Source organism: Chitinophaga rupis (genome assembly GCF_900109685.1).
Taxonomy (GTDB): Bacteria; Bacteroidota; Bacteroidia; order Chitinophagales; family Chitinophagaceae; genus Chitinophaga; species Chitinophaga rupis.
Window position 1 is genome coordinate 799,666 of record NZ_FOBB01000003.1, and the last position, 26,622, is coordinate 826,287.

Below are 26,622 nucleotides of genomic sequence, written 5' to 3' on the forward strand. Positions count from 1 at the left end.
AACTTAAGAGGCTACAAAATAGTTAGTATTCGTGGGAGGCGCCAAACCAACAATTACAGGTTAGCCGGTCTTCAAATCTGTGGTTTTATGGCTCAAACCCTTTACTGTAGTGAAAATCGTATAGGCGAAATTCCGGATTCCAAAGAAATACCGGGATGTGTATTACGCGAATCCACATCCCGGATCCGGTGTATTATTACGCTACTTTAGCTTCGCGTTTGAATTCTTTTTCCAGCACACGGGCTTTGTAAGCCTGCTGTAACACTTTACCCAGTGATTCGGAGAAGGGTTTGGAGAAGGTTTGTCCGTCCAGGGAATCCCAGCCGATAATTTCTGCTGCGGTACCGCAATAGAACACGCTTTCTGCCTGTTTCAGCTCATCCAGGGTGAATAATTTTTCTTCCAGGGGAATGCCCAGCTCATGGCACAGCTCAATTACTGTGGCGCGGGTAATACCTGGCAGAATGTGACCTCTGGGAGGTGTATAGAGCTTTCCGTTCTTTTCAAAGAAGATGTTAGCGCCGGGGCCTTCTGCTACATTACCGTTCATATCCAGCAGTAATGCTTCGTCATAGCCTTTTTCCTTGGCTTCCTGGGAGGCCAGGATGGAGTTGATATATAAACCGGCTGATTTGGATTCGATCTGAAATGCCTTGGGATTGGGACGTTGATAAGAAGAGGTCATTACGCGCAGCAGCTTTTCGCCCAGGTACGCTCCCCACTCCCATGCACATATGAGAATATGTGATTCGCTGGCAGCTTTCAGGGTCATGTTCGGCGGACAAAACACCAGCGGGCGGATATAGGCTTCCTCCATGTTGTTTAATTCCAGCACTTTGTAACAGGCCTTGATCAGCTCTTCGTTATTGTACTTGTAAGGAATGTGTATCAGCTCACAGGAACGCTTGAACCGGTCAAAGTGTTCTTCGGCTTTGAATATTTTCACTTCCCCCTTTTCTGTTTTGTAGGCACGGATGCCTTCAAAAACTGCATAACCGTAGTGCAGGGACTGACCATACAGGTCTATTTTAGCCTCAGCGGCTTTTGCGTACTCACCGTCAAAGTAAAGAATGGTGTTCTCGTTGTAGTAGCTGTACATATGATTTTGAATTATACTTCCTGATTGATTGTTGTTTGACTGTTCTATTTGTTTAGGCAAAAAAAAAGCCTTCCTCTTTGCGGAGGAAGGCGATCTATATCTTAGCAGTGATTATACACGTCAACCTATCCTCCATACTGGTGGCTTATAATGACAACGACAATCACGACCAGCGTAATAGCCCAGTTGAGCTGCGGTACTATGTGATTGAGTTTATTATTGTCTTTATTTACCCACATGGAGGGACACATTTATTTTACTGTGACTACAAATGTATTAGAGTACGCACGAAAAAACAATATCAATTAAAAATTTTGATGTTTCGCAACTAAGGGGCCTGTTTTTGAAGATATTGAAATTTTTACGTCTCACTTTAGATGATTTCTATCAAAATAGTAGAAATATTATATATCCTTTCTTGCTTTTCCAAGGCAGGTGCTGATAATTTCCTGTAAAACGGCCTCTTTTTCCAGTAACCGTTCCAGTAAGGTAAGCTGGTTAATGGCCCGGTTATAGTTATGCTGCGGGTATTTAACGGGATAATACACATCCCCGTTCAGATAATCCGTTAAAAAGCGGAGGCCCTGCATATAGATCATAAAGGGGCCTGCATAGAACAGGTGTTCCTTCTCTACTTCTGTGAGCACGTCACCTATTTCTGATAAATAACCATCCATTAAGGCGTGATAATACTCCTGGCGGATGCGGATACGGCTAATATCCGGCTCCTCTTCAGATACGGGACATACGTAAGTGCGCACCATATCGCCCAGATCAGAAATGATCTTGCCCGGCATCAGGGTATCCAGGTCGCATACGCACAACCCTTTGTAGGTACCCTTTTGCAGCAATACATTATTGATCTTGGTATCGTGATGCATGAGGCGGTCCGGGAACTGCGGGTTGTTGGTTAAACGCTCGTAGGTAGCGGCAATATCTTTATGCTGCAGAAAAGCCCTGATCAGCTCCTCAGCTGTTGCTTTACGCTCTGCGCCTGCATTTTGCACGGCTTCTTCAAAAGCGTTGTAGCGTAAGGTTAAGTTATGGAAGTTGGGGATAGTAGGCTTAAACTCCTGCAGATCAATACCATCCAGATAGCGGGCCAGGCGGCCAAATTGCTGTGCGGCCTGGAAGGCCTGTGACGGATCATCGGCCTGGTCTACTGTCAGGGAGCCGGCAATAAAGGGTATTACCCGCCAGTATTCGTCATTGAACACAAACAGGTCCTGCCCGTCTACCGTGGGCACCGGCGTTATAAACAGGTACTCCGGGTGGTACAGGGACAGGTAATTGGCGGCCATGCGCTGGTTAAGCGCTATGGCCGCCGGTTCCTTAAATACGGCTGTATTAATACGTTGCAGTATCAGCTGGCTCTCATTCCGGGTTTCTACCAGGAACGTATTGTTAATATGACCGCTGCCGAATTTTTTGATCTCTGTTCCGGCGCCATCTATATTAAAGGCCCGCAGGATACTGTCATGCGGTCTTATTTCCATAAATTGTTGGGATATTCTCCTTTAGCCACCAGTGCATTCAGGCTTTCCTGTACGCCGGGAGCATCTTCTTTATAAGTTACGCCAAACCATTTAGAGCTGGTAGGAATAACATTTACCACGCCCAGCTTGTTCTGGATAAAGTGATCCACTACAATGGGAATGAAAAACTCTGACTTAGGATTGCTGATATTTTTATCCAGGAAGGCTTTGAACTGTTTTTCGCTCAGGTCAAATACGGAGGGATGGAAACCCCAGAAGTTCATGGATACCGGGGTATCAGGTGACAGCGGGTGTTTGGAGCCATCTGCTTCTTCATACACGATCTGGCCGCCTTCGGGATAGATCTTGGTGCGTTCGTTGATGGCAGACAGGTTGCCCTTTTCATCTGCCGCGCATACGCCACGGGATACAGATCCATGCTCACTCACGGTTTTACCCAGCTCATACCCTATTACTGCATAGGTATCTGCTGCGCATTTGTTATTTAAAAAGTCGGCTGCTTTCTGAAAAGCATCGCGGCCGTAGAAGTCATCTGCATTAATTACGGCAAAAGGCTCGTTAATGGCGTTCTTAGCGCATAATACGGCATGTGCGGTACCCCAGGGTTTAGCACGGTCTGCCGGCACTTCGTGGCCTTGTGTAAAGGCATTCATTTCCTGGAACACGTAATCAGTAGCTACCTTGCCTTTCAGCTTGGGCTCAAAAATGTCTTTGAAATCTTTTTCAAAGTCTTTACGAATGATAAATACGATCTTACCAAAACCAGCGCGGATGGCGTCAAAAATAGAATAGTCAACGATGGTTTCACCGCTGGGACCAAACTGCTGGATCTGTTTTAAGCTACCGTACCGGCTTGCCATGCCTGCTGCCAGGATCAATAAAGTAGGTTTCATTTTCTACTGATTAGTTTTTAATTTTCAAATCTTGAACCATAAATATCAGCGTTAAATTTAGTCATTAAAAGTATTTTACGCGTTCTTTTTTAGCAGAAAGGGGAAAGCAGAAAGCACAAAGCGTGAGGCGGATAGCTGAAAGCATAAAGCAAAAAGCTTCCTGCTTTGGGGATTGGGCTTTATACTTTATGCTTATATGAATAAATAGTGAATTTTAGCTGAAAGCGCAAAGCATAAAGCAGAAAGCTGACTGCGTTCGGCAGGGGCCTGGGAGGTGTATATATAAACAGATAGTGGATCTTAGCGGAAAGCTTACTGATTGAAGGATCGGGGCTTTTGGCTTTATCCTTTCTGCTTTTTGCTTCTATAAAACAGATAATTGATCTTAGAGGAAAGCTTACTGCGTGGAGGACTGGGCTTTTGGCTTTATCCTTTCTGCTTTTTGCTTCTATAAAACAGATAATTGATCTTAGTGAAAAGCTTACTGCGTGGAGGACTGGGCTTTATGCTTTATCCTTTCTGCTTTATGCTTCAAATAGTAAATTTTAACGGAAGCGAAAAGTTCGCTGCATTAGGCTTTTAGCTTTATGCCTTCAGCTTTGAGCTTATGCTTTATGCCTTTATAAACAAACAAACATGAAGAAACTTTTAGTGTTTTCCTGGGCTTTGCTGTGGTGCGTAATAGCCAGCGCACAGCAAACGCCGGCCGTGCACCTGGTGCCACAACCGAAATCCGTTCAAACTACGGCGGGTACTTTTAGCCTTTCCAAAGTAACCCGCATCCTTTACGGGGATAATGAAGCTAAAAAAGTAGCCGACCTGCTGAACGTTTTTTTAAAGGCCAACAACGGCATTACCCTGCCTATGAATAAGGCCATGGCCAAAACGGCTACCGGCATGATCTCCATTGTGCCGGATAATACCCTTCCGGACGAAGGTTATGTACTGTGGGTAACCCCTAAAATGGTGCAGCTGCGCGGCAATGGCGCCGGCCTGTTCTATGGCCTGCAAACCTTACAGCAGCTGATGCAGGGCGAGGGCGAAGCAATGACCATACCGAACGTAAAGATCACGGATGCACCACGCTTTGCCTACCGCGGGCTGATGCTGGATGCAGGCCGCTGGTTTTTCCCGGCAGACTACGTAAAACACTTTATTGATGTAATGGCGCAGTACAAGTTTAACCGCTTTCACTGGCACCTCACGGAAGACCAGGGCTGGCATATAGAAATAAAACGCTACCCGCGCCTGCAGGAAATATCCTCCAAACGTGCAGAAACCATTGTAGGCCATGCTGCCCGCAGCAATACCTATGATGGTAAGCCCCACGGCGGTTATTACACGCAGGACGAAGTAAGGGATATTGTAAAATATGCAGCTGAGCGGCATATTACCATCATCCCTGAAATAGAAATGCCCGGCCATTCGGAAGCTGCGCTGGCAGCCTACCCTAACCTGGGCTGCACCGGTGGGCCATATAAAGTATCGGGTAAATGGGGTGTGAATAAAGAGGTGTATTGCGCGGGTAACGACTCCGTATATACGTTCCTGGAAAATGTGTTAACTGAGGTAATGGACCTGTTCCCCGGCCAGTACATTCATATTGGCGGCGATGAGTGCCCCAAGGACCGCTGGAAAGAATGCCCCAAGTGTCAGAAACGCATGAAGGAATTAGGCTTAAAGGACGAACATGCCCTGCAAAGCTATTTTATACAGCGCATGGAAAAGTTCATTAACAGCAAAGGACGCCGTATTATTGGCTGGGACGAGATCCTGGAAGGCGGCCTGGCGCCCAACGCCACTGTAATGAGCTGGCGGGGCGAAGCAGGCGGTATTGCTGCGGCCAAAGAAAAACATGATGTGATCATGACGCCCAATACTTACCTGTACCTGGATTATTACCAGGGTAACCCGGCTACTGAACCGCTGAATATTGGCGGCTTTTTGCCCCTGCAAACCGTGTATAACTATGAGCCCCTGCCTCCTACCCTTACGGATAACGAGCAGGGATATATTAAAGGTGTGCAGGCCAACTTATGGACAGAGTACCTGCCTACCGGGGAACTGGTGGATTATATGTTATGGCCTCGCGCCTTGGCAGTTGCAGAGATCACCTGGTCACCGGCAGCTGAAAAGAACTATGATAAATTCTTAGAACGCCTGCCTGCACAGCTAGCCCATATGGACAAAGCCGGCGTTTCCTTCCGCATACCGGAACCTGCAGGTTTGGAAAATAACGTAACAGCATCTTCCAAAACCAGCATTACCCTGCAGCCTTTAGTAGCAGGCGCTAAGATCTATTATACTACTGACGGCAGCGAGCCTACAGAAAGCAGCACGCTTTATACAGCAACCATCAACCTCCCTGTGCACAAAACGCCTACTGTGCTGAAATGCATAGTGGTAACGCCTTCCGGCCGTAAGAGCAGCGTGTACAGCGCTACCTACCTGCGTAAAGATTATGTAGCAGCAGCCAATGTGAACCCTGCCGGCAAAGGCATTCGCTTTAATGCCTACAACCGTACTTTTAAAAGTGCCAGGCAGGTAAGCGGACAGGCCGACAGCAGCGGTGTGCAGCCATCATTTGACCTACGTCCCTTCCTGAAAAAGGATGCTTTCAGCTTAGCCTACGAAGGTTATATAAAAGTGGATGCGGATGGCGTGTATGAGTTTAACCTGAAGTGCGATGATGGCGGTGTATTGTACATAGATGATGACCTGACCATAGACAACGACGGCGAACATGCGCCACAGGATAAAACCGGTATTGTGCCGCTGAAGGCCGGTTTCCACAAAATAAAGGTATTGTACTTTAACGCAGGCGGCGGCGCTGAATTAGGCGTAACCGTGCGTACCAAAGCAGGGAATGTGAATTTGAGGAATGCGTTGTTTAATTGATGCGTTGCAGTCCATGGTCCATAGTCCATGGTCCATGGCCTGGTACGTGGTTGATATTTAACGTATAATTGCAGTTTATAGCATGTCACGCGTATATTACAAACACGAACTATGCTATGGACCATCGACCATGGACCATGGACCAACTCAACTACTCAAATATCACCCTTCAGCCCATACAACCGGCATGGCTGCCTCCGCAACTGGAGGCAGCCATGCTGCGTTTAGACCTGCTGCACCCCGAGGTATCCGGTAACAAATGGTTTAAGCTGAAACAGAACCTGGAGCAAGCAAAAGCGGCCGGTCAAACACGCATTGTAACATTTGGCGGGGCATGGTCTAACCACATAGCTGCTACAGCGGCGGCCTGCCGGTTAGCGGGCCTGCAAAGTACAGGCATTATACGCGGGGAAGCAGCGCCTGTGCTGAGCCTTACCTTACAACAGGCGCAACGCTATGGTATGCAGCTACACTTTATAAGCCGGGAGGCTTATAAACAAAAAGATAATACGGATTGGGAGGTACAATACCCGGATGGGTTTATAATCCCCGAAGGCGGCCATAATGCAGCTGGTGCGGCGGGGTGTAAGGAAATATTATCCTTAGCCCCCACGCAACACTTTACACATATCCTATGCCCGGCAGGCACAGGTACTACGCTGGCGGGATTGATTAACAGCGCACAACCGCAGCAACAGGTATTGGGTATTGCCGTATTAAAAGGCGGCACCTATTTGCAGCAGGAAGTGGAAACCCTGCTGGAAAGCTCCGCCACTGCCAACTGGGAGCTACTACAAGGATTTCATGGGGGCGGGTATGCGAAAGTAAGCCTGGAACTGATAGATTTTATAAATGACTTTTATACACAAACCGGGGTACCGCTGGATATGATCTATACCGGCAAAATGGCGTGGGGCCTGCAACAGCTGGTACAGCAGGGCTATTTTCCCCCGGGCAGCCGCCTGCTGCTGATACATACCGGTGGTTTACAGGGCAATCTTTCCCTGCCCTCCGGCGTTCTATGCTTTTAATAAAAAGCCCTTCGCTATATTTGGAGCTAATTGTATTTTTGCCAACTTAACAGCCAATCCCTTTTACAGGTCTTAGCATATACCCGGTGAGTTACCTACCCATCCGGAATTGGCTATGCCCGGCGCCTGTAAAAGCATTAGCAACAGTAAAGTGGAACTGAACTTGTTTTTTGTTGTATGAAGCAGATCGCGCGTTTATCATTTATAGCATTATTACTCAACATATTTACGCTGTGTGCCTTTGCCCAGCAAGAGCCTTCCCAGCAGTACACGCCACCGGTGCTGCCGGATTTTATGGCCCTGATCAAAACCGGTAAGATACAGCTGGAATGGCTGTCTGGTTTTACCAATGTAAAACAGATCGGTATACAGCGTTCGCTGGACAGTGTGCTGAACTTCAACACTATTGCATATGCCTCTTACCCGGCCCAAACCCGGAATGTATACCTGGATACCAAACCTTTACCCGGCAGCAACTATTACCGCCTGTTCATACTGCTGAATACCGGACGGTATATGTACAGCAATACCGTACTGGCCGTGCCGGACAGCACCATCAAGGCCACCCAGAAGCTGGATATGGAAGATGTAAAGGAATTACAGAAAAACGCTGCCAACGGAGAAAAGACACCCGAAAAAGTAGCATGGCACCCCTCCAATACGGTATATACCACAGTAGACGGTAATGTGAACATTAACCTGCCGGATGCGGAGAAAAAGAAATACTCTGTTAAATTCTTTGAAACGGATGGCGGCTTCCTGTTCCAGATAGACCAGGTGAAAGAACCTTTCCTGATATTGGAAAAGGCCATATTTCTGCACTCCGGCTGGTTTAATTTTGAGCTGTATGAGGATGGTAAGCTGAAAGAGAAGTGGAGCTTTTTTATACCGTTGAATTACAGATCGTAGGAGCGCAAATAAGAGCCTGACATGAACTTCACCAGGGATTCACTAGGGAAAAACATGGGATCTAGCAGGGAAAGACATGAGAAACACATGGGAAACACATGAGAAATGCTACTTCGTTTTCCCTAATAATATACTATGACAACTATTACTATCCTCCCCTTACAAGGGATTGACATTCCCGGCGTTGGCGCCATCAATTTAGGCCAATCCAGATCTGCTATTGAAAAAATACTGGGAAAACCTGGCGATCATTCGGACGGCAGCCGGTCGTTTTATGATGACTATGAGTGCAGGATTGATTTTGATAAGTTGGGCATGGTTGAATTTATAGAGTTTATTTACGGCCCCGTTCCCGAAAAAACACAGTTATCGCTCTATGGGATCGATCCTTTCCGGGTTGGCGCTGACAATCTTTTGGCCCTGCTTTCGGAAAAAAATCAGGGTCCGGTGGATGACTCTGAAGCTGAGTACTGCTACGGATTTGTCAATATCTCAGTGGGTGTTTGGCGGGAGTTCACGGAAAAAGACGTGCAGGAAAGCATTGCTGCAATGAAAGAGAGCGGCGAATATGAAGACAACCGGGAATTACTTGATGAAGACCTTGAAAAAGCCAGGAACTTCTGGACCATTGGAATTGGCACACCGGGCTATTATACAATAAGTTAGGCCCCGGGCATTACACTTTAACCATCAGCTCTGCCCCAAACACTTCTCCAAAGTGCTTTTGCAGCTTAGCCTTTACCTCCTCTACCGGCACCGGGCGGCCCAGCTCCTCATGCATGGAGGCTACCTTTTTATCAGTAATACCACAGGGTATAATATGGTTAAAATAACTAAGGTCTGTATTTACATTCAGCGCAAAACCGTGCATGGTTACCCACCGGCTGCAACGTACTCCCATAGCGCATATCTTACGGGCATTGGCCGGGTCTTCCGGCGATAGCCATACCCCGGTCTCGCCTTTGGAACGGCCGGCATTGATCCCATAATCGGCCAGAGTTAAAATGATCACTTCTTCCAGGGAGCGCAGGTAGCGGCCCAGGTCAGTAAAAAAGTATTCCAGGTCCAGGATGGGGTAACCTACTATCTGGCCCGGGCCATGAAAGGTAATATCTCCGCCCCGGTTGGTGGGTACAAAGGCAATAGCCTTCTCCTTCATCTGCTGCTCGTTAATGAGCAGGTTTTCCATATGGCCGCTTTTACCCAGGGTATACACGGGCGGGTGTTCGCAAAAAAGCAGGTGATGTATGGTAGCGGGCGGGGTGGCAACCGCAGCGCGGCTGGCATCTAGTTTAATACGTACATTCTGTTGTAACAGGTTCTCCTGGTAGTCCCAGGCTTGCTGGTAATCGATCAGGCCTAAATCATCTACATTGATCTGTTGTTTCATGCTGCAAATTTACGCTGGATTTACCGGATTTGGAGAAAGGGACAAGGCGGTGGATCAGAAAGGATTGCAAAGCAGCAGCAGGATGGCGGATAAACATCCAACACAGCCAGGTGCGCGAAAATAGCCGTACTTTTGCAAAAATTTTAAAGCACACATGGCGGAAGTATTACCGGAACTGGAAGATGAGCTGGATAACGGGGAAGGCAGTGAGGAACTGTACGAACGGGTGAATATACAGGTTGATAAAGGCCAGGAGCCCCTGCGCATTGATAAATTCCTGATGAACCGGGTGGAAGGCGCTACGCGTAATAAGATCCAACAAGCCTGTGAAAACAGCATGGTGCTGGTGAATGAAAAACCTATAAAATCCAATTATAAGGTAAAACCCGGCGACCGCATTATCGTGTATTCCAGCAAAAACCCGGAAAGCCTGGAAGTATTGCCGGAAGATATGCCGCTGGATATTGTTTATGAGGATGATGACCTGATGATCATCAACAAACACGCAGGCCTGGTGGTACACCCCGGTTGCGGCAACTATACCGGCACCCTGGTGAACGGGCTGGCCTGGTACCTGGGGGATGAAAATTCCCGCACAGCCGTAATACCTGAGATACCCCGCTTTGGGCTGGTGCACCGCATTGATAAAAATACCAGCGGCCTGCTGGTAATAGCCAAATCAGATAAGGCTATGACCGACCTGGCCAAACAGTTCTTTGACCATACCGTACAGCGCCGTTACCTGGCCCTGGTATGGGGCGATTTTGAGGAGGACGAAGGTACTATAGTAGCCCATGTGGGCCGGCACCAGCGCTTCCGCAAGATCATGGATGCCTACCCGGATGGCGAGTATGGCAAGGAAGCTATTACCCATTATAAAGTGCTGGAACGGTTTAACTATGTAACCCTTATTGCCTGCCGGCTGGAAACCGGCCGTACGCACCAGATACGGGTGCATATGCAGCACATTGGACATCCTTTATTTAACGATGATACCTACGGAGGGAACCGGATCGTTAAAGGAACCATTTTTGCCAAGTACAAACAGTTTATAGAAAACTGCTTTGAGATCATTCCCCGCCATGCCCTGCATGCGCAAACCCTCGGTTTTATTCATCCCCGCACCCGGCAACCTATACAATTTGAAAGCCCATTACCCGATGATTTTAAAAATGTGCTGGAAAAATGGCGGCGGTATGTAGCTGCGCGGCCGCTGGAGGAATAGTAGTAAACCTATCAAACAAAGCTTTCCACAAATTATTTTAATAAAAAAAACGACAGCCCTGACGGGCTGCCGTTTTGCGTGCAAGCACGCTATTGCTTCTCTCTTTCGTGTCCGCGAATGTTAGAAATAAACAGCCCTTTCGGGCTGTTTATTGGCATGCAACGCATACCATTGCATTCTCTCTGTAACAAAAATAATGCAGTTAGTATAATTATAGCGCTAATCAGATGTTAACGAAAATGAATTTAATCATCACGCCATCAATCATTAAAATTTCAAATAAAATAATAATTTAATTATAAATTAAACGTATAAATTGCCCGGTCTTGCACCTGCAAGGAATCACACAAATTCTATACAAGAGGTAAAATCCACTGCACCTTTAAGGGGACAGCAGGAGTGCCAACAGCTCGCCCTCTCTTTATTCATTCTTCATTATTAATTATAACAGTCCCTTGATCTCGCTCAGCTTCAGCAGCGCTTCTACCGGCGTTAAGCGGTTAATGTCCACATGCTCCAGCATATCCCGGATCTGTTTAAAGGTATCGCTATGCGCATCAAAAATGCTAAGCTGCACTTTGGTGGAGTTGGCTATTTGTTTAATGTTATGCTGCAGGGGCGCTTCAATATGTTTTTCTTCCAGCTGCGCCAGCACTTCATTAGCACGGTTAACCAGCGCAGGCGGCATACCGGCCATACGGGCTACATGAATACCAAAGCTATGCCGGCTGCCGCCCGGCGCCAGCTTACGGAGGAAGATCACTTTGTTGCCGGATTCCATATTAGTGATATGGTAGTTCTTTACCCGGCTATGTTTATTTTCCAGCTCATTCAGCTCATGATAGTGCGTAGCAAATAATGTTTTGGGTTTATGCGGCGTCATGTCATGCAGGTATTCCACAATGCTCCAGGCAATGGAAATGCCGTCATAGGTGCTGGTGCCGCGGCCTATTTCATCCAGTATCACCAGGCTGCGGGGCGTAATATTGTTGATGATGCTGGCAGTTTCATTCATCTCCACCATAAAGGTTGATTCTCCGCCGCTCAGGTTATCGGAAGCGCCTACACGTGTAAAGATCTTATCCGTTAAACCAATGGTGGCGCTGGTTGCGGGCACAAAGCTACCCATATGCGCCATCAGTGTAATAAGTGCCGTTTGCCGCAGCAGGGCCGATTTACCGCTCATGTTAGGACCGGTAAGGATAATGATCTGCTGTTGCTGCTGGTCCAGTAAAATATCGTTGGCCACATAGCTTTCGCCGGCCGGCAGGCCGCGTTCAATTACCGGGTGGCGGCCTTCTTTAATATCCAGCTCAAAACTATCTGTAAGCACGGGGCGCCGGTATTTATATTGCAGCGCGTTGCCTGCAAAACACAACAGGCAATCTATGCGTGCCATGGCTTGTGCATTTTGCTGCACGGGCACTATGTATTCCTGTAAAGCCAGCAGCAAGTCATCAAACAGCTGTATTTCCAGGGCCAGTATCTTTTCTTCTGCACCGGTGATCTGCTCCTCGTATTCCTTCAGCTCAGGCGTAATGTACCGCTCCGCATTTGCCAGCGTTTGCTTCCGGATCCAGTTGTTAGGTACCTTATTTTTATGGGCATTGGTTACTTCCAGGTAATAACCGAATACATTGTTGAAGGCCACTTTCAGGGAGGGAATACCGGTAGCTTCTGATTCTTTTTGCTGGATCTGCAGCAGGTATTCCTTGCCGGAGCTGGCTATCATCCGCAGCTTGTCCAGCTCTGGATGCACACCTTCCCGGATGGTGCCGCCTTTATTTACCAGTACCGGCGGCGTATCTGTTACCTGTTGTAGTATACGGTCAAGTATAGCCGGGCAGGGATCCATTTGTGCGTGCAGGCGTTGCAGGTAGGTATTGCTGGTAGCAGCCAGCAGCTCCTGTATGGCCTGTACCTGCTGCAGGGATTTGGCCAGCTGCATTACCTCCCGGGGGTTGATCTTTTTCAGCGGTATCTTAGATACCAGCCTTTCCAGGTCGCCGGCTTGTTTCAGGTGTTGCTGCAGGTTTTTGGCCAGATCGGTTTCTTTAATAAAGTACTCCACCACATCCAGCCGTTCGTTGATCTGTTGTGGATCGCGGAGTGGAAATACCAGCCAGCGTTTCAGCAGGCGGGCGCCCATGGGGCATACGGTGTTATCCAGTACATTCAGCAGCGTATGCCCGTTCTCCACGCTGCTGTTCATGAGCTCCAGGTTACGCACGGTAAAGCGGTCCATCCACAAAAAGTCATCCTGGTCTATACGCTGTAGGCCGGTAATATGCTGCAGGTGCGGGTGCTCCGTATCGCGCAGGTAATGCAGGGTAGCGCCGGCAGCAATATGCGCCTCTTCCAGGTCGGCTACACCAAAACCTTTCAGGGAGTGCGTTCCAAAGTGTTTGAGTAATATTTCCTGGCTGTACTGCGTGGTAAAGATCCACTCATCCAGCGTATAGGTATAAAAGCGGCTGCCAAAATGCTGGCGGAAATGTTTTTGCTGGGGTTTGGCAAACACTACTTCTGCAGGTTTAAAACTTTGCAGCAGCTTATCAATATATTCCAGGTTGCCCTGTGCTATAAAGAACTCGCCGGTAGAGATATCCAGGAAAGCCACGCCCGTATTATTATTCCCAAAGTGCACGGCTGCCAGAAAGTTGTTGCTGGCATTTTCCAGCAGCTTATCATTTACAGCCACGCCGGGTGTTACCATTTCCGTAACGCCCCGTTTTACAATACCTTTTACAGATTTGGGATCTTCCAGCTGATCGCATACCGCTACCCGGTACCCGGCCTTTACCAGCTTATGCAGGTAAGTATCCAGCGCATGATGCGGAAAGCCGGCCAGGTCCACATAAGAAGCGGCGCCATTAGCTCTTTTTGTTAATACAATACCCAGTACCCGTGCAGCGATCACGGCATCCTCATTAAACGTTTCATAAAAATCGCCCACCCGGAAAAGCAGCACGGCATCCGGATATTTTGCCTTAATGGCATTGTGCTGCTGCATCAATGGGGTTTCTTCTGATTTGCTTTTAGCCATAGGGGGCAAATATATTAAATGCAGTCCATAGTCGATGGTCCATGGTCCATAGCATTTCTAATTGATAATAGTATTTCGGCGCCCGGCTATACGCCACCACATATTTCACGGTTTGCAAATGATAACTTTGGGCGGGCTTCAAACCGGGCTGCCGCCTTACCTTATGGTAACCAATTCCTTGCTACATGCTATGGACCATGGACCATCGACTATGGACCGCCGACTATTTTCCTATCTTTGCGCTCTATGCGTAAACTAACCATGGATGAGTTGGGGCGTAAAACCATCCACCAGTTCAAAGCAGCCGATAAAACGCCGCTGGTGCTGGTGCTTGATAATGTGCGGAGCATGCATAACGTAGGATCGGTTTTCCGTACCGCCGATGCCTTTCTTTTACAGGGCATGGTGCTTTGCGGCTACACGCCTACCCCGCCACACCGGGATATTCACAAAACCGCCCTGGGCGCCACTGAAACAGTGGATTGGCAATACCTTCCCACCACACTGGATGCCGTACAGCAATTACAGGCTGCCGGCTATGCGGTAATGGCTGTTGAGCAGGCCGCGCAAAGCGTAATGCTGGATGCATTTACACCACCTGCCAACCAGCCGCTGGCGCTTGTTTTCGGCAACGAGGTGTCGGGCGTGGATGCTGCGGTGATGCAGCTGGTGAATGGTTGTATCGAGATACCGCAGAGCGGTATGAAACATTCCCTCAACATTTCCGTAAGCGCCGGTATTGTGGTTTGGGATATCTTTGTAAAATTGAAAAAATAGCCATAGCTGTTAGCCTTTATCAGCTAATAGCTAACCGCCAATAGCCAAAAGCTCAAAAAACATGATCAGCACCGTTAATAAATACCTTTCGCTGGTAAAGTTCAGTCACACTATTTTTGCCATGCCCTTTGCCATGACCGGCTTTTTTATGGCTACCATAAAGGCGCAGCAACCTTTTCACTGGCAGCAGTTTGTGCTGGTGGTGCTGTGCATGGTATTTGCCCGTAGCGCTGCCATGGCCTTTAACCGCTGGCTGGATGCGGATATTGACAAACGGAACCCGCGCACCGCGCAAAGGGAAATTCCTGCCGGTATCATAGCGCCGGGTAACGCCCTGTTCTTCGTAATTGCCAATGCCGCACTGTTCATGTTGTGCAGTTGGTTCATTAACCGTCTTTGCTTTTTCCTGTCGCCCGTAGCGCTGCTGGTAGTGCTGGGGTATAGCTATACCAAACGTTTTACGGCGCTGTGCCACCTGGTGTTGGGCCTGGGCCTGTCCCTGGCGCCCATTGGAGCTTTCCTGTCCGTAACCGGTTATTTTGACCTGCTGCCGGTACTGGTATCGGTGCTGGTGCTTTGCTGGGTATCGGGCTTTGATATTATTTATGCTCTGCAGGATGAGGAGTTTGACCGTTCCCAATCCCTTAACTCTATACCGGCCTGGCTGGGCAAACCAGGCGCGCTGCGCTTTTCTGAAGTGCTGCACATCATAGCCGGCATTATTGTGCTGGGCATTGGTGTAATAGGACATTTTCACTGGCTGTACTGGATAGGCGCCGGCGTGTTCATTATTATGCTCATATCCCAGCATTTGCTGGTAAAACCGCATGATCTGAGCCGGGTAAACCTGGCCTTTATGACCACCAATGGTATTGCCAGCGTGGTATATGCCGTATTTGTGATCAGCGATATGCTGATCATCGGGTAATACCGCTTTCTTTTTTAACGCATCTTACAAATAATTATGGGGCGCATCCTGGCCATTGATTACGGAAAAAAAAGGACCGGCCTGGCCGTTACTGATCCACTGCAGCTGATTGCCAGCGGGTTAACTACCGTGCTTACGCACGACCTGATCCCTTACCTCAAAAAATACTTTGCACAGGAAACGGTGTCTGAAATTATTATTGGCGAGCCCAAGGGCCTGGATGGTAATGCTACAGACGCCACTGCCCTGGTCACCGAATGTATCCGCATCCTGCACAAAAATTTCCCGGATATGCCGGTGAAAAAAATAGACGAGCGTTTTACATCCAAAATAGCCTTCCGTTCCATGATAGACAGTGGCCTCAAAAAGAAAGACCGGCAGAACAAGGCCCTGGTGGACGAGATCAGCGCCACTGTGCTGCTGCAGGAATACCTGCAGTACAAGTAGTTGGCAGTTGGCAGTCGGCAGTGGGCAGTCGATGGCCGCTTCCCCACGGTTATATTATTACTGCGCGCTATTGCTTACGCCTGCTGCTCCATATATATGCCAAACAATTGCCCATTAGGTGTATGTTCCTAACATATACCATCCGCTGCTACTTCCCTGCGTTCTACTCCCCGACTGCTAACTGCCAACTGCCCACTGCCAACTAAACCACCTCCCTACGTCTATTCCTGACTGCCAACTGCCAACTAAAGACTGCCAACTATTTATTACCTTTGCCCTCTTTAAAAATATTATTAGCAATGATATTACCCATTGTAGCGTACGGCCACCCGGTGCTTAGAAAAGTTAGTGAAGATATTACCCCCGACTATCCGCATTTGCAGCAGTTTATTGCCAATATGTGGGAAACCATGTATGGTTCCAGCGGGGTAGGACTGGCCGCACCACAGGTGAATAAAGCTATCCGCTTATTTGTGGTAGATAGTGAGCAGATCATCAATAACCTGGAAGAAGACGAAAAAGCTGAGTATCCGGGCGACCAGGGCGTTAAACAGGTATTCATTAATGCCCATATAGTAGATGCGGAAGGCAAGGAATGGCCCTATAATGAAGGCTGCCTGAGCATACCCAAGATCCGGGAGGATGTGTACCGCCCCGAAACCATCCGCCTGCGTTATGTAGATGAAAATTTTCAACCGCACGAACGAACCTTTCACGGTATTACTGCACGTGTGATCTTCCATGAATATGACCATCTGGATGGTAAGCTGTTCATCGACTACCTGAAGCCCCTGAAGCGCAGAATGCTAAAAGGGAAACTGGAAGATATCTCCAAAGGAAAAATAAGCACCGATTACAAAATGATTTTCCATAAATAAAATAGATAAAAATTTTGTAATGTAAAATAATCCTGTTATTTTGGACACTGCTTTACTTAACTATCCCTGTGTCCAATTTGAGACCCTCTCTTACATATACAGAAGCTGAACTTGTTCAGGGACTAAAAGCCCGGGACGAGAAGGTTTTCAGTTACTTATATGACCATTACTCTCCGGCTTTGTACGGTGTGGCCCTTAAAGTAGTGAACGATGAGAACATCGCGGTAGATGCATTACAGGAGATCTTCCTCAAGATCTGGCGTAGCGCAGAGCGTTACGATCCAGACAAGGGACGCCTGTTCACCTGGATGCTGAACATTGCCCGCAACACGGCTATTGATACGCTGCGCTCACGTGCGCATAAGCTGGATCAGAAAATGCAGGAGCTGGGTAATGCTAGTTTGCAATGGGAAAAACTGAGCGTACAGCAGTCGGTGGACCACCTGGGCCTGTCCAAAGTGCTGGACCAGCTGAACAAGGAGCAGCGGGTGATCATTGACCTGGCCTATTACCGCGGCTGCACACAAGATGAAATTGCCAAACTACTGGACATACCGCTGGGCACTGTTAAGACAAGAATGCGCAATGCCATTATTCAATTAAGGAATCTCTTAAAACAGGTGTAATCAAGGTGGATGTACAACGCTACATATCGTCCGGTATCATTGAAAGCTATGTGGTAGGCCTGCTGCCCACGCAGGAAGCGCGGGAAGTGGAGCAGGCCATAGGTCTGTACCCCGAAGTAAAGGCAGCGGTAGAAGCCTGCCGCCAGGATATGGAAAGATATGTGCAGCTGCATGCCATTACTCCGCCAAAAGGCATCCGCAAACGCCTGATGGAAGTAATAGAGAACGAAGACTCCCCAGAAGGGGAAACCCTGCTGCCGGAAGAACTGCGGGACCCGGTGTTAGAAGAAGACGCGCCCTCAGCCGGATTCAAACTATCCATTCCGCGGGAGCGTATCTGGCAATATGCGCTGGTGCTGGCAGTTGTGCTGCTGATCATCAGCTTAGTCATGAATGTCCGGTACGCCAATCGCCATAAAGCATTAAAACAGCAACACGAAGAGCTGATCTCCACCCACAATAAAGCCACTGCTGATCATCAATCCTTACAATCAAAACTGCAGCATACGGAGCAGGAGCTATTGTTGCTGAAAGATCCGGCCTTTAAATGGATCCGGCTTTCCGGTAACAGTAAACATGCCGGTCAGTTTGCAACTATATGCTGGAACCCGCAATCCAAAGAAGTGTACCTGCTGGCGCAGTCCCTGCCGGAACCTGCTGCAGATCAGCAATACCAGCTATGGGCCATGGTGAATGGTAAACCGGTGGATGCCGGCGTGTTTGAAATGGGACCGCAGCGTACCGCCCTGCAAAAAATGAAGGACCTGGCGGCCGCCCAGGTATTTTTTATTACACTGGAAAAAAAAGGCGGTAATGCCTCCCCTACCCCTGACCAGCTGTTTGTAAGCGGTAAAGTAAATGGCTGAGCAATGCCTTATTAATAATGAGCCATTAATAATTAATTGATTTTATTATATTAAAATTTTGCCTGTATACTCACTTGTTAATTATCCCGTATTCACTTTTAATTATTAATTAATTCCTTATCTTTCAATCTCATTTTACCCCATTCATAATCTTGCCTCCTTTAGAATCAGTGAATTTTATTGCAGACCAGTCCATGCTGAAAGCGATTGCTTAGCAGGCACTGTTGCCTTAGGAAACCTTTTAAAATAACCAGACGACTAATAGTGGAATCCGATTATACATATACGGAAGCAGAATTAATTCAGGGACTGAAAGCCAGGAACCAGCGCGTATTCGGCTATTTATATGATCATTATTCGCCTGCCCTGTACGGGGTTGCATTGAAAATACTGAATGATGAAAATGCAGCCGGCGATACGCTGCAGGAAGTGTTCCTGAAAATATGGCGCAACATAGACCGCTATAACGAGGAAAAAGGAAGATTGTTCACCTGGATGCTGAATATTACGCGCAATACAGCCATTGATATGCTCCGGTCTAAAGCCCACCGGTTTGAGCAAAAAATCCAAGATGTCGGGGACGACGTACATTTATATACAGGTCACCTAGCCGTTTACCAATCTACTGATCATCTGGGACTTTCAAAAGTTTTGGAAAAACTGAATAAAGAACAGCGTATTATCATTGACCTGTCGTATTATAAAGGTTGCACGCAAGAAGAAATATCTACCATATTGAACATACCTTTGGGTACGGTTAAGACCAGAACACGCCTGGCGATGATCAAATTAAGGAATCTTTTAAAAACTTTATAAAACAGTGAGCTTAGAGCGTTTTATATCCTCCGGCATCATTGAATTGTATGTAACCGGTATGGCCTCGGAAGCCGAAGCTAAAGAGTTAGAAGCCGCTATGGTAGCATATCCCGAGCTGGAAAAGGAGATAGAATCCTGCCGCCGGGACCTGGAGCAGTATGTGAGCCTGCAGGCCATTACACCACCACCTGCAATTAAGGATCATTTGCTGCGCATGGTAGCAGATGAAACGGCCAAATGCGAGAAGCGGTAGATCTTTAACTCTTCATTAACAAAATAATTTCATGTGCATGCGCCCGCATACACATGCGGCCGTAGTAGTTCCAATCTCTAAATTTGCTTAACCCTTTATTAACAAAACCCCTTCTACACAGGTATCATATCAATATATTAGTTAGCGCAATACCCAGCATTCCGCCATTAATTACATTTTTCCTATTTTGCAGAAATGCAGAAGTTTTTCGTGGTTGTTACCGGTTTTCTGATAACCGGGCTGTTACACTTTCATAATACCTATGCCCAGGATACTGCCCGTTATAAAGGAATGACTGTGAACCTGGATGAAGTGGTCGTGAATGCCAAACGTATAGGCTTTGACGTTAATAGCTTTATTAAACGGGTGGAAGAAGATACCACCTTTTACCGGGCCTTTAAGAACCTGCGCCTGCTGGGCTTTACCGCCGACAACGATATTCGTATATACGATAAGGATAAACAGGTGAAAGCTTCCCTGAAAAGCGAAACGCACCAGACCATGAATGGCCTTTGCCGCACCATGCAGGTAATAAATGAAAAAGTTACCGGTGATTTTTACACCTCCAAAGGCGATTATAACTACTACACCGCGGAGCTGTATGCCGGCCTGTTTTTTACAAAAGGTACTGCCTGTGTAGATGCTAATGGCAATGGCCCGGAGCAGGGTGGCGGCAGTATGCAACGGCATAAGGCCCAGTTAAAACAGCTGATCTTCAATCCCGGCAAACCCGTACGCGGCGTACCTATTGTGGGTCCTAAAGTAGCTATCTTTAACCCGGAAGTAATGCGCTTTTATGATTTTTCCATTACCGCGGAAAATTACCTGGGCGTATCCTGTTATGTATTTGCCGCCCAGGTTAAAAAAGACCTGGGCCGCATAGACCGGGGCGATGTGGTGATCAATGAGCTGGTAACTTATTTTAATAAAGATAACTTTGAGATTGTAGGCCGTAAATATTCGCTTTCTTATAAAACGTTGTTATTTGATTTTAACGTGCGCATGAATGTGGAGATGACTAAGAAAAATGATCTTTTAATACCCGCTTTAGTTACGTACGATGGTACCTGGGATGTACCTTTCAAAAAGCGGGAGACGGCTGCGTTTATAGCCAGGTTTCATGTAAACTAATAATGTGTTTTAAATAAAAAAAGGTGCAAATGAAGCTGTTCATTTGCACCTTTTTATGTTAGATCTTAATACGTTAATACACTATTGTAACGGCGCCCGTTTTCCTGAATGATTGCTGTGTGCTGGCGCTCGTATATTCCATTACCCACACATAGGTGCCTACGTTCATTTGCACCCCGTTCTGCCGCCCGGTCCAGCTAACCTGCGGATCTGTACTGAAAAAGATCCGCTGTCCCCAGCGGTCGTACACACTGAGCTTAAAGTCCGATAACAGGCAGCGGTAAATGGGCCGGAAATAATCATTCTTCCCATCACCGTTAGGGGTAAACGCATTCGGCAGCCATACCTGGCACTCGCAATCCTTTGCCAGCACCAGTACAGAATCGGTAGCGCGGCCGCAGGTGTTGTTAGCTACTACGGCGTAGTAACCAGGCTCGGTTACCATAAAAACAGGAATGTTGGTACTATCCTGCCATTTATAATTAGTGCCTGCGCCGTTGGGGTAAAGCCGTATCCGCTCTCCCTTACATATGGTGCTATCAGGTCCCAGGTTGATGTGCAAAGTATCATCATAAGTTACGTGGATGGTGTCAGAAGAAATACAGCGGCCTATTTGCGCCCGTACATAAAAGTAGCCTGGTTCGCGTACATAATAGGTGGCCTGGTCAGAGCCGTCCTGCCACAGGTACTGGCCCTGTCCGAAATCGGCGGTAAGCACCAGGAACTCACCTTTACAAATGGTGGTATCCCCGCCAAGGTTCACGCCGCGCAGGCGGTTATAGTCTACCCGCACCGTATCCAGCACCTCGCATTCATTATCTACTTCCACAAACACCCAGGCATCTACCGGGCTGCTTACCCGTACCGTAGGATTCTTTGAACCGTTAAACCAGCTGTACCCGGAGGCGCCGGCTACCTGGGGCGCCAGCACAATACTTTCGCCGGGGCATAACAAGGTATCGGGACCCATGGTAAAGGGATGTTCATGCCCGCCAAAGTTAATGGTCACCGTATCGCGGAAAATGCCGCAGCCGCCTGCATTTACCTGCACCATGTAGGTGCCGCTGGTGGTTACCACATAAGTGGAGGCGTTTTCTCCTGCTATGGGTGTAAAATCCCGGTACCATTGGTAGTTACCATCCTGCGAGGTAGCATCCAGGCGAATGGCCTCGTTAATGCACAGCAGGTGGTCATCGCCCAGCTCAATTTCCGGGATAGGCGTAAAGAACACGTTCACTGAATCTGGTACCTCGCAGCCATTGATCTTTACCCTATAGGTGCCGGTAGTATCTGCCACAATGGTGGCGCCTACGGAATCTTTCCGCGTCCACTCATAAGTTGCGCCGGCTACCACAGGTGCGCTGAGAACAATGGTTTGTCCTTCGCAAAGCGTGGTATCAACCGGTTCAGGAAAATTGTAGGGTACAGGCTGTACTACCGTGATGGAAAGTGTAGTGGTATCTGCTACGCCGGCCCGGTAAGCAATGAGGGTAACGGTATAGGTACCAATAGTGGCGTACTGGTGGCTGCCGATCATTTTACCGGAAGTGTTCTGTACACCGGATGGCGGATCGCCAAAGTCCCACAATACGGAATCAATGGTCTCATCCTCAGTAGTAATGGCGAACTTGATATCTGTGTTCACACAGGTACTAGAGTAGGTAAAAGGCGTTAGCCATGCGCTCCTGGCAGGGGCGGCATACGAATATTGTGGCGTGGCCATACTGATACAAACGGCTACCAGGAGTATCAGCAGGCATAGGATACGGCAGTGAATGAGGCTTCTCATGTATAGGACATGGGTATTGGCACTAAGTTAATAGAAATATAAATATATAATACTTTTTTTTCATAGAAAAAGAGATGATAATGTAGTAACTTATTCATTATCATTAACATCAGATTAGCAAAAAAACATATTCAGAACCTTAACTTTGATCATGAGGGAACATTGCATCATGTATGCACATCAAGGTAGTCCTAAGGGGCTACCTTATTTTTTTGGGATCGGCACCGGACAGGTATATGAAACCAGCCGCCTCCCTTATTTTCAGTCAGGTGTCGGTATATTTTTAAGCGAACTCAGTACTATGTTAAAAACGATGGAAGAAAGATTTTATTGAAAACCCGTGCAGTATTTCTCACAGGACAATTATCACAGGATTATATTATAAACAGGATCACTTCTCTGGCAAAGATCGTTCGTTTTGCAATACGATTAGTTTCAATATTATTAAAAGTCTTATTAGGCATTTCCTGTAGCTGGACCGGCCAGCATCAGTGAGAAGGATCCATGACGCTGCAGTGTTTAGTGGAACCGGTCCAGCCGAAAGAGGCAACACTATACAGCAGCTTATGCTGCTTTATGCGGGTAAATGTTCCAGGTTATTGAGCGGTGGTATGGTAGCAGGGAGGGTAATTACTGTACTGCTGTTTCTGTAAATGTAAGCTAATCGACTTATACATACTTTTACAAATAAATCAATTATTCATTTAAGTTGAAAATATTTGATAATGTGATAATTAAATTGATTTTCGTTAACAACTGATTAGCGCTTTATTTATATTTAGCACCTTATTTTTGTTTTACTATTGAGAGATGAGGAGAGCGGTTTGCGCCGCTCTCCAAAAGTCCGCCCTTCGGGGCGGATTTTTTTATGTATAATATCTGCTTGAATGAAAATGATATATAGCTGTCCTGGATCAGGGACGGATTTTTTTTTGTATAGTGTATGCTTAAATGAAAATGATATATGGCTGTCCTGGATCAGGGCAGATTTTTTTTTATATACAGTGTATGCTTAAATGAAAATGGATGAATATCTGTCCGAACCGGGGACAGATTTTTTTATGCATAGTATAACCCAGGTAATGAGCTGTTCGGCTATTTATTATAGCCGCAGCATTTTCTCTACTGCTTTTGAAGCCTGGTATTTTTACGGCATCCCGCTGCTACTTGATACCGTCATTTTTTCGCACGCTGTTAAATCAACCGGCAAGAGATCTCAGCGGTATGAGGTAAGTAATTCAAGTTTGACGCATAGCAGATAAGTAGTACTTAAAAGATGGATATCCGAGAAGCGGTTTAACTCATAGCAGAAGAGTAATACTTATACATTTTATTTACTTATAAATTACTTCTTAAATTAAAAAGGAACAATTGATAATGTAATAATTAAATTGATTCTCATTAACATCTGATTAGCGCTTTATTTATATTTAGCACCTTATTTTTGTTTCACTTTGAGAGATGAGGAGAGCGGTTTGCGCCGCTCTCCAAAAGTCCGCCCTTCGGGGCGGATTTTTTTATTGATGCAATACAAAGCCTTGCTTAAGGCTAACCACGGTACTACCACGAAGGCTTATCGTTGCATGGAATAAATATCCAATTAATATGATGCAGTTACAGGCAGGCGATGTGCTGATTATCGATGACCGCTCCCTTACCCTTTAGCGTTCACTGTTTGCTTCCTCAACACACTACTGCCCCTATCAACACCGGGAAAAACAACCGGAATGAACGCTGTAATAAGGTAAACACCGGCAAGCCTGCTGTACGATCTTCCCAAACAATACAGAAATACTTACTCCTGCAAAACCGCTGCCACCGGGGCTGGGCGCAAAATAGATCATGAGCTGGATGAGCACCTGGATGGAGATCGCCTGTATTAAACTGGCATGTACCCCCAACCCTAACAGTATAACATATTGCATGCAATACTTATTCAGGTACAGCAGTGCTATAATGATTAAGCTTAGCGGAAAAAGAAAAGGATGCTCATATTAAAAAAATACTTAAATTCGGTATGAGATAATTTTTAACCCAACTCACAATAACCATTAGACATGAAAAATCTTTTCCACTAAAATCATTTTGATTTTTATGCATGCTATCAGGCCCATGCAATGTAGCTATTGAGCCCTGCACATATTCCCATTTGGAGTTTTTTTGTAATCCTATTTTATAATCACAAATCCTCAATTATTAACTATGAAAAAGTTAGTTGCTATTGCACTATTACTGTGCACTGTATTTTCTATGTTCAGTTTTATACCCGCCACTAAACCCGCTACGGTATTAAAAAAGGAAAAGCGTTTTTTCTCTTTCCCGATCACCGGTACCGTTGATGGCGCTTACATGGGAAGCCCCGGTACTTACCAATATACTATAAACGGTAGCGGCACCACTCCAACCTCTGTTACCATCACTGTTATATCTCCTGTTTCGGCTACAGTGGGCACCTATCCTTTTACAGGGAGCAACCCCCAGTATTTTGCTACCGGCATGGGTACAGCAACCAACAACACTATAAAAACTATAATATTTACAGTGACCAGCAGCACCTCAACGGGATATAATATTGATATAATCGGGCTGAATTAACAGGCTGATATTTGCTGGTTAACACCCGCAATACGGCGTATATAGTAAAAGGCCGCTTTTCAATTGTTTACATTATTGAAAAGCGGCCTTCATTTAAAAAAACAAATTACCATTCATCTGTTCTGAATGATGATACCGGCAGCCCTTCATTGCTGAACAGAGTGCCTACCAGCCAGTCCTTATACGCGTAACGTACAGCTACCGGTGTTTTCACTTCTTCACTTTTTACAGCAATGCCATAACCGGTTATCCAGGCAGTGGCCGGGTGAAATACCTTATCAGCGCCGGCTACTTCAAAATCAGACAGTGGTTTGTTAAAGGAGAAAGTAGTTAAACCATTCGGCGCATTGTTAAAGAACAGCTGCACCGTATCTGTAGCTACCTTCATGTTCTTATACACCGGTGTGGCATAAGGAATGTTCTTATAGCCATAGGTTTTGGCCAGCGCATTATATAGCAGGCGTTTGGCAATAATAGTCTTATCTGCCGGGTGTATGTTGGTTTGATCTCCTACATCCATACTCACAGCCATACCGGAGTTGGGAATATCATCCAGCGCTTTTAACTGTGCTTCACGGAGCAGGAAGGTTTCTCCTTTATCCCCTTTATATACAAAAGGCGCTATCTGCACATAATAAAAGCCCCATTCCCCGCAATCCCAGGCCGTTCTCCAGGATTTTACCATGGCGCCCATCAGCTGCCGGTACTGGGCCGCGCGGCCGCGGTTACTTTCACCCTGGTACCACAAAGCCCCGTTAATGGTATACCCCATTACGGGCGACACCATACCGTTGTATAAATTGGTAGGATCATTCGGACTTAATTTCAGTGTATCCGTTACTGCTGGAATTTTAATTTCATTGGTAAAGGGCTGCAGGGCCTGGGCATGCATCCACGCTTCTATCACAGTGCCACCCCAGGTGGCTTCAATAATACCTACCGGCACTTTCAGCTTTTGCTGCAGCATTTGGGCAAACTGGTATCCCACTGCGCTGAAATCAGCAGCGCTGGCGGCATCTGATACCTGCCAGGTGGTATTACAATCTGACAGCGGTACCCGTGATATTTTTTTAGGCACATTGAACAGGCGTATCTGCGGGTTATCAGCTTCCATGAGGATGTCGGCAGCATGTAAAATAGTCTGGTTCTTAAATCCTTTTACAGGCATTTCCATATTGGACTGGCCGGAGCAAAACCACACTTCGCCAATCAGGATATTGTGCAGGGTAAGCGGCTTACCGTCTGAGATAGTAATGTCATAAGGTCCGCCGGCAGCCGGTGTTTGCACTTTTACCTTCCAGGCGCCATCTGCGCCAGCCTTAACCGTATACAATTTCTTGTTCCAGGAGGTGGTAACAGTAACCCTGGCATTGGCGGCGGCAGTACCCCATAAGGCAGCCTGTGACCGTTGCTGCAACACCATATTGCTGCCAATGATAGCGGGTAACTTAACGGTGGCGGATACATGTAAAGAAAGCAGGAGGAAAAAAGAGATGATGAGTTTCTGCATAGTGGAATATTATAATTAT

At 46.9% G+C, this 26,622-nt stretch carries 23 protein-coding genes; 15 read left to right on the forward strand and 8 right to left on the reverse strand.

The annotated features are described in order from the left end of the window. Positions 1–196: 196 nt before the first annotated feature. The 3 genes from BMZ54_RS16345 to BMZ54_RS16355 form a co-directional block, all read right to left on the reverse strand. On the reverse strand, positions 197–1,099 hold the full coding sequence (locus BMZ54_RS16345) for a branched-chain amino acid transaminase (RefSeq protein ID WP_089913803.1): 903 nt from the start codon (positions 1,097–1,099) through the stop codon (positions 197–199). 404 nt (positions 1,100–1,503) lie between these two features. Next, the gene (locus BMZ54_RS16350) at positions 1,504–2,595 is read right to left on the reverse strand and encodes a phosphotransferase enzyme family protein (protein ID WP_089913806.1); all 1,092 of its coding nucleotides are present in this window, start codon (positions 2,593–2,595) and stop codon (positions 1,504–1,506) included. Then, complete coding sequence (locus tag BMZ54_RS16355; protein WP_089913809.1) at positions 2,586–3,488, reverse strand: sugar phosphate nucleotidyltransferase; 903 nt, start codon at positions 3,486–3,488, stop codon at positions 2,586–2,588. Before BMZ54_RS16355 ends, BMZ54_RS16350 begins: the two co-directional genes overlap by 10 nt. A gap of 636 nt (positions 3,489–4,124) precedes the next feature. Here BMZ54_RS16355 and BMZ54_RS16360 point away from each other — a divergent pair. The 4 genes from BMZ54_RS16360 to BMZ54_RS16375 all read left to right on the forward strand — a co-directional run bounded on the left by BMZ54_RS16360 (position 4,125) and on the right by BMZ54_RS16375 (position 8,992). Beyond that, positions 4,125–6,386 carry a family 20 glycosylhydrolase gene (locus BMZ54_RS16360; RefSeq protein WP_089913810.1) on the forward strand — a complete coding sequence of 754 codons (2,262 nt, stop codon included), beginning with the start codon at positions 4,125–4,127 and terminating at the stop codon, positions 6,384–6,386. 116 nt (positions 6,387–6,502) lie between these two features. Continuing rightward, the gene (locus BMZ54_RS16365; RefSeq protein WP_202909263.1) at positions 6,503–7,417 is read left to right on the forward strand and encodes a 1-aminocyclopropane-1-carboxylate deaminase/D-cysteine desulfhydrase; all 915 of its coding nucleotides are present in this window, start codon (positions 6,503–6,505) and stop codon (positions 7,415–7,417) included. 177 nt (positions 7,418–7,594) lie between these two features. After that, positions 7,595–8,326, forward strand: a complete 732-nt coding sequence (locus tag BMZ54_RS16370; RefSeq protein WP_089913816.1) for a hypothetical protein — start codon at positions 7,595–7,597, stop codon at positions 8,324–8,326. Positions 8,327–8,461: 135 nt separating this feature from the next. Then, on the forward strand, positions 8,462–8,992 hold the full coding sequence (locus BMZ54_RS16375) for a hypothetical protein (protein WP_089913819.1): 531 nt from the start codon (positions 8,462–8,464) through the stop codon (positions 8,990–8,992). Between the two features lie 10 nt (positions 8,993–9,002). Here the strand turns inward: BMZ54_RS16375 and lipB are convergent, their stop codons facing one another. Continuing rightward, positions 9,003–9,716: a lipoyl(octanoyl) transferase LipB gene (gene lipB / locus BMZ54_RS16380; protein WP_089913823.1), complete on the reverse strand. Its 714-nt coding sequence runs from the start codon at positions 9,714–9,716 to the stop codon at positions 9,003–9,005. A gap of 154 nt (positions 9,717–9,870) precedes the next feature. On the opposite strand from lipB, the gene BMZ54_RS16385 reads away from it, so the two are divergent. Beyond that, complete coding sequence (locus tag BMZ54_RS16385) at positions 9,871–10,941, forward strand: RluA family pseudouridine synthase (protein WP_089913826.1); 1,071 nt, start codon at positions 9,871–9,873, stop codon at positions 10,939–10,941. A gap of 442 nt (positions 10,942–11,383) precedes the next feature. On the opposite strand, the gene mutS is transcribed toward BMZ54_RS16385, so the two are convergent. Next, positions 11,384–13,987, reverse strand: coding sequence for a DNA mismatch repair protein MutS (gene mutS / locus BMZ54_RS16390; protein ID WP_089913828.1), 2,604 nt, complete (start codon positions 13,985–13,987; stop codon positions 11,384–11,386). A 246-nt stretch (positions 13,988–14,233) separates the two neighbouring features. Between mutS and BMZ54_RS16395 the strand changes: the two genes are divergently transcribed. The 9 genes from BMZ54_RS16395 (at position 14,234) to BMZ54_RS16435 (ending at position 20,709) form a co-directional block, all read left to right on the forward strand. Further along, positions 14,234–14,764 carry an RNA methyltransferase gene (locus tag BMZ54_RS16395; RefSeq protein WP_238386598.1) on the forward strand — a complete coding sequence of 177 codons (531 nt, stop codon included), beginning with the start codon at positions 14,234–14,236 and terminating at the stop codon, positions 14,762–14,764. A 61-nt stretch (positions 14,765–14,825) separates the two neighbouring features. Then, complete coding sequence (locus tag BMZ54_RS16400) at positions 14,826–15,692, forward strand: UbiA-like polyprenyltransferase (protein ID WP_089913834.1); 867 nt, start codon at positions 14,826–14,828, stop codon at positions 15,690–15,692. Positions 15,693–15,728: 36 nt separating this feature from the next. After that, entirely contained in the window at positions 15,729–16,139 is a 411-nt protein-coding gene (gene ruvX / locus BMZ54_RS16405) for a Holliday junction resolvase RuvX (RefSeq protein WP_089913837.1), read from the forward strand. A 299-nt stretch (positions 16,140–16,438) separates the two neighbouring features. Beyond that, positions 16,439–17,017, forward strand: coding sequence for a peptide deformylase (gene def, locus BMZ54_RS16410; protein ID WP_089913840.1), 579 nt, complete (start codon positions 16,439–16,441; stop codon positions 17,015–17,017). A 68-nt stretch (positions 17,018–17,085) separates the two neighbouring features. After that, the gene (locus BMZ54_RS16415; protein WP_238386599.1) at positions 17,086–17,643 is read left to right on the forward strand and encodes an RNA polymerase sigma factor; all 558 of its coding nucleotides are present in this window, start codon (positions 17,086–17,088) and stop codon (positions 17,641–17,643) included. A 5-nt stretch (positions 17,644–17,648) separates the two neighbouring features. Further along, positions 17,649–18,509, forward strand: coding sequence for an anti-sigma factor (locus tag BMZ54_RS16420; RefSeq protein WP_089913845.1), 861 nt, complete (start codon positions 17,649–17,651; stop codon positions 18,507–18,509). 264 nt (positions 18,510–18,773) lie between these two features. Continuing rightward, positions 18,774–19,325, forward strand: a complete 552-nt coding sequence (locus BMZ54_RS16425) for an RNA polymerase sigma factor (RefSeq protein WP_089913848.1) — start codon at positions 18,774–18,776, stop codon at positions 19,323–19,325. Between the two features lie 4 nt (positions 19,326–19,329). Beyond that, the gene (locus BMZ54_RS16430; protein WP_089913851.1) at positions 19,330–19,578 is read left to right on the forward strand and encodes a hypothetical protein; all 249 of its coding nucleotides are present in this window, start codon (positions 19,330–19,332) and stop codon (positions 19,576–19,578) included. 195 nt (positions 19,579–19,773) lie between these two features. Next, the gene (locus BMZ54_RS16435; protein ID WP_089913855.1) at positions 19,774–20,709 is read left to right on the forward strand and encodes a hypothetical protein; all 936 of its coding nucleotides are present in this window, start codon (positions 19,774–19,776) and stop codon (positions 20,707–20,709) included. A 73-nt stretch (positions 20,710–20,782) separates the two neighbouring features. On the opposite strand, the gene BMZ54_RS16440 is transcribed toward BMZ54_RS16435, so the two are convergent. Then, positions 20,783–22,498: a T9SS type B sorting domain-containing protein gene (locus BMZ54_RS16440; protein WP_089913858.1), complete on the reverse strand. Its 1,716-nt coding sequence runs from the start codon at positions 22,496–22,498 to the stop codon at positions 20,783–20,785. Positions 22,499–24,201: 1,703 nt separating this feature from the next. Then, complete coding sequence (locus BMZ54_RS16450; RefSeq protein ID WP_089913864.1) at positions 24,202–24,423, reverse strand: hypothetical protein; 222 nt, start codon at positions 24,421–24,423, stop codon at positions 24,202–24,204. A gap of 277 nt (positions 24,424–24,700) precedes the next feature. Between BMZ54_RS16450 and BMZ54_RS16455 the strand changes: the two genes are divergently transcribed. Next, a complete protein-coding gene (locus BMZ54_RS16455) occupies positions 24,701–25,093 on the forward strand; it encodes a hypothetical protein (protein ID WP_089913866.1) in 393 nt (130 codons plus the stop codon). A gap of 106 nt (positions 25,094–25,199) precedes the next feature. Here the strand turns inward: BMZ54_RS16455 and BMZ54_RS16460 are convergent, their stop codons facing one another. After that, positions 25,200–26,603 carry a sialate O-acetylesterase gene (locus BMZ54_RS16460; RefSeq protein ID WP_089913868.1) on the reverse strand — a complete coding sequence of 468 codons (1,404 nt, stop codon included), beginning with the start codon at positions 26,601–26,603 and terminating at the stop codon, positions 25,200–25,202. Positions 26,604–26,622: the final 19 nt, after the last annotated feature.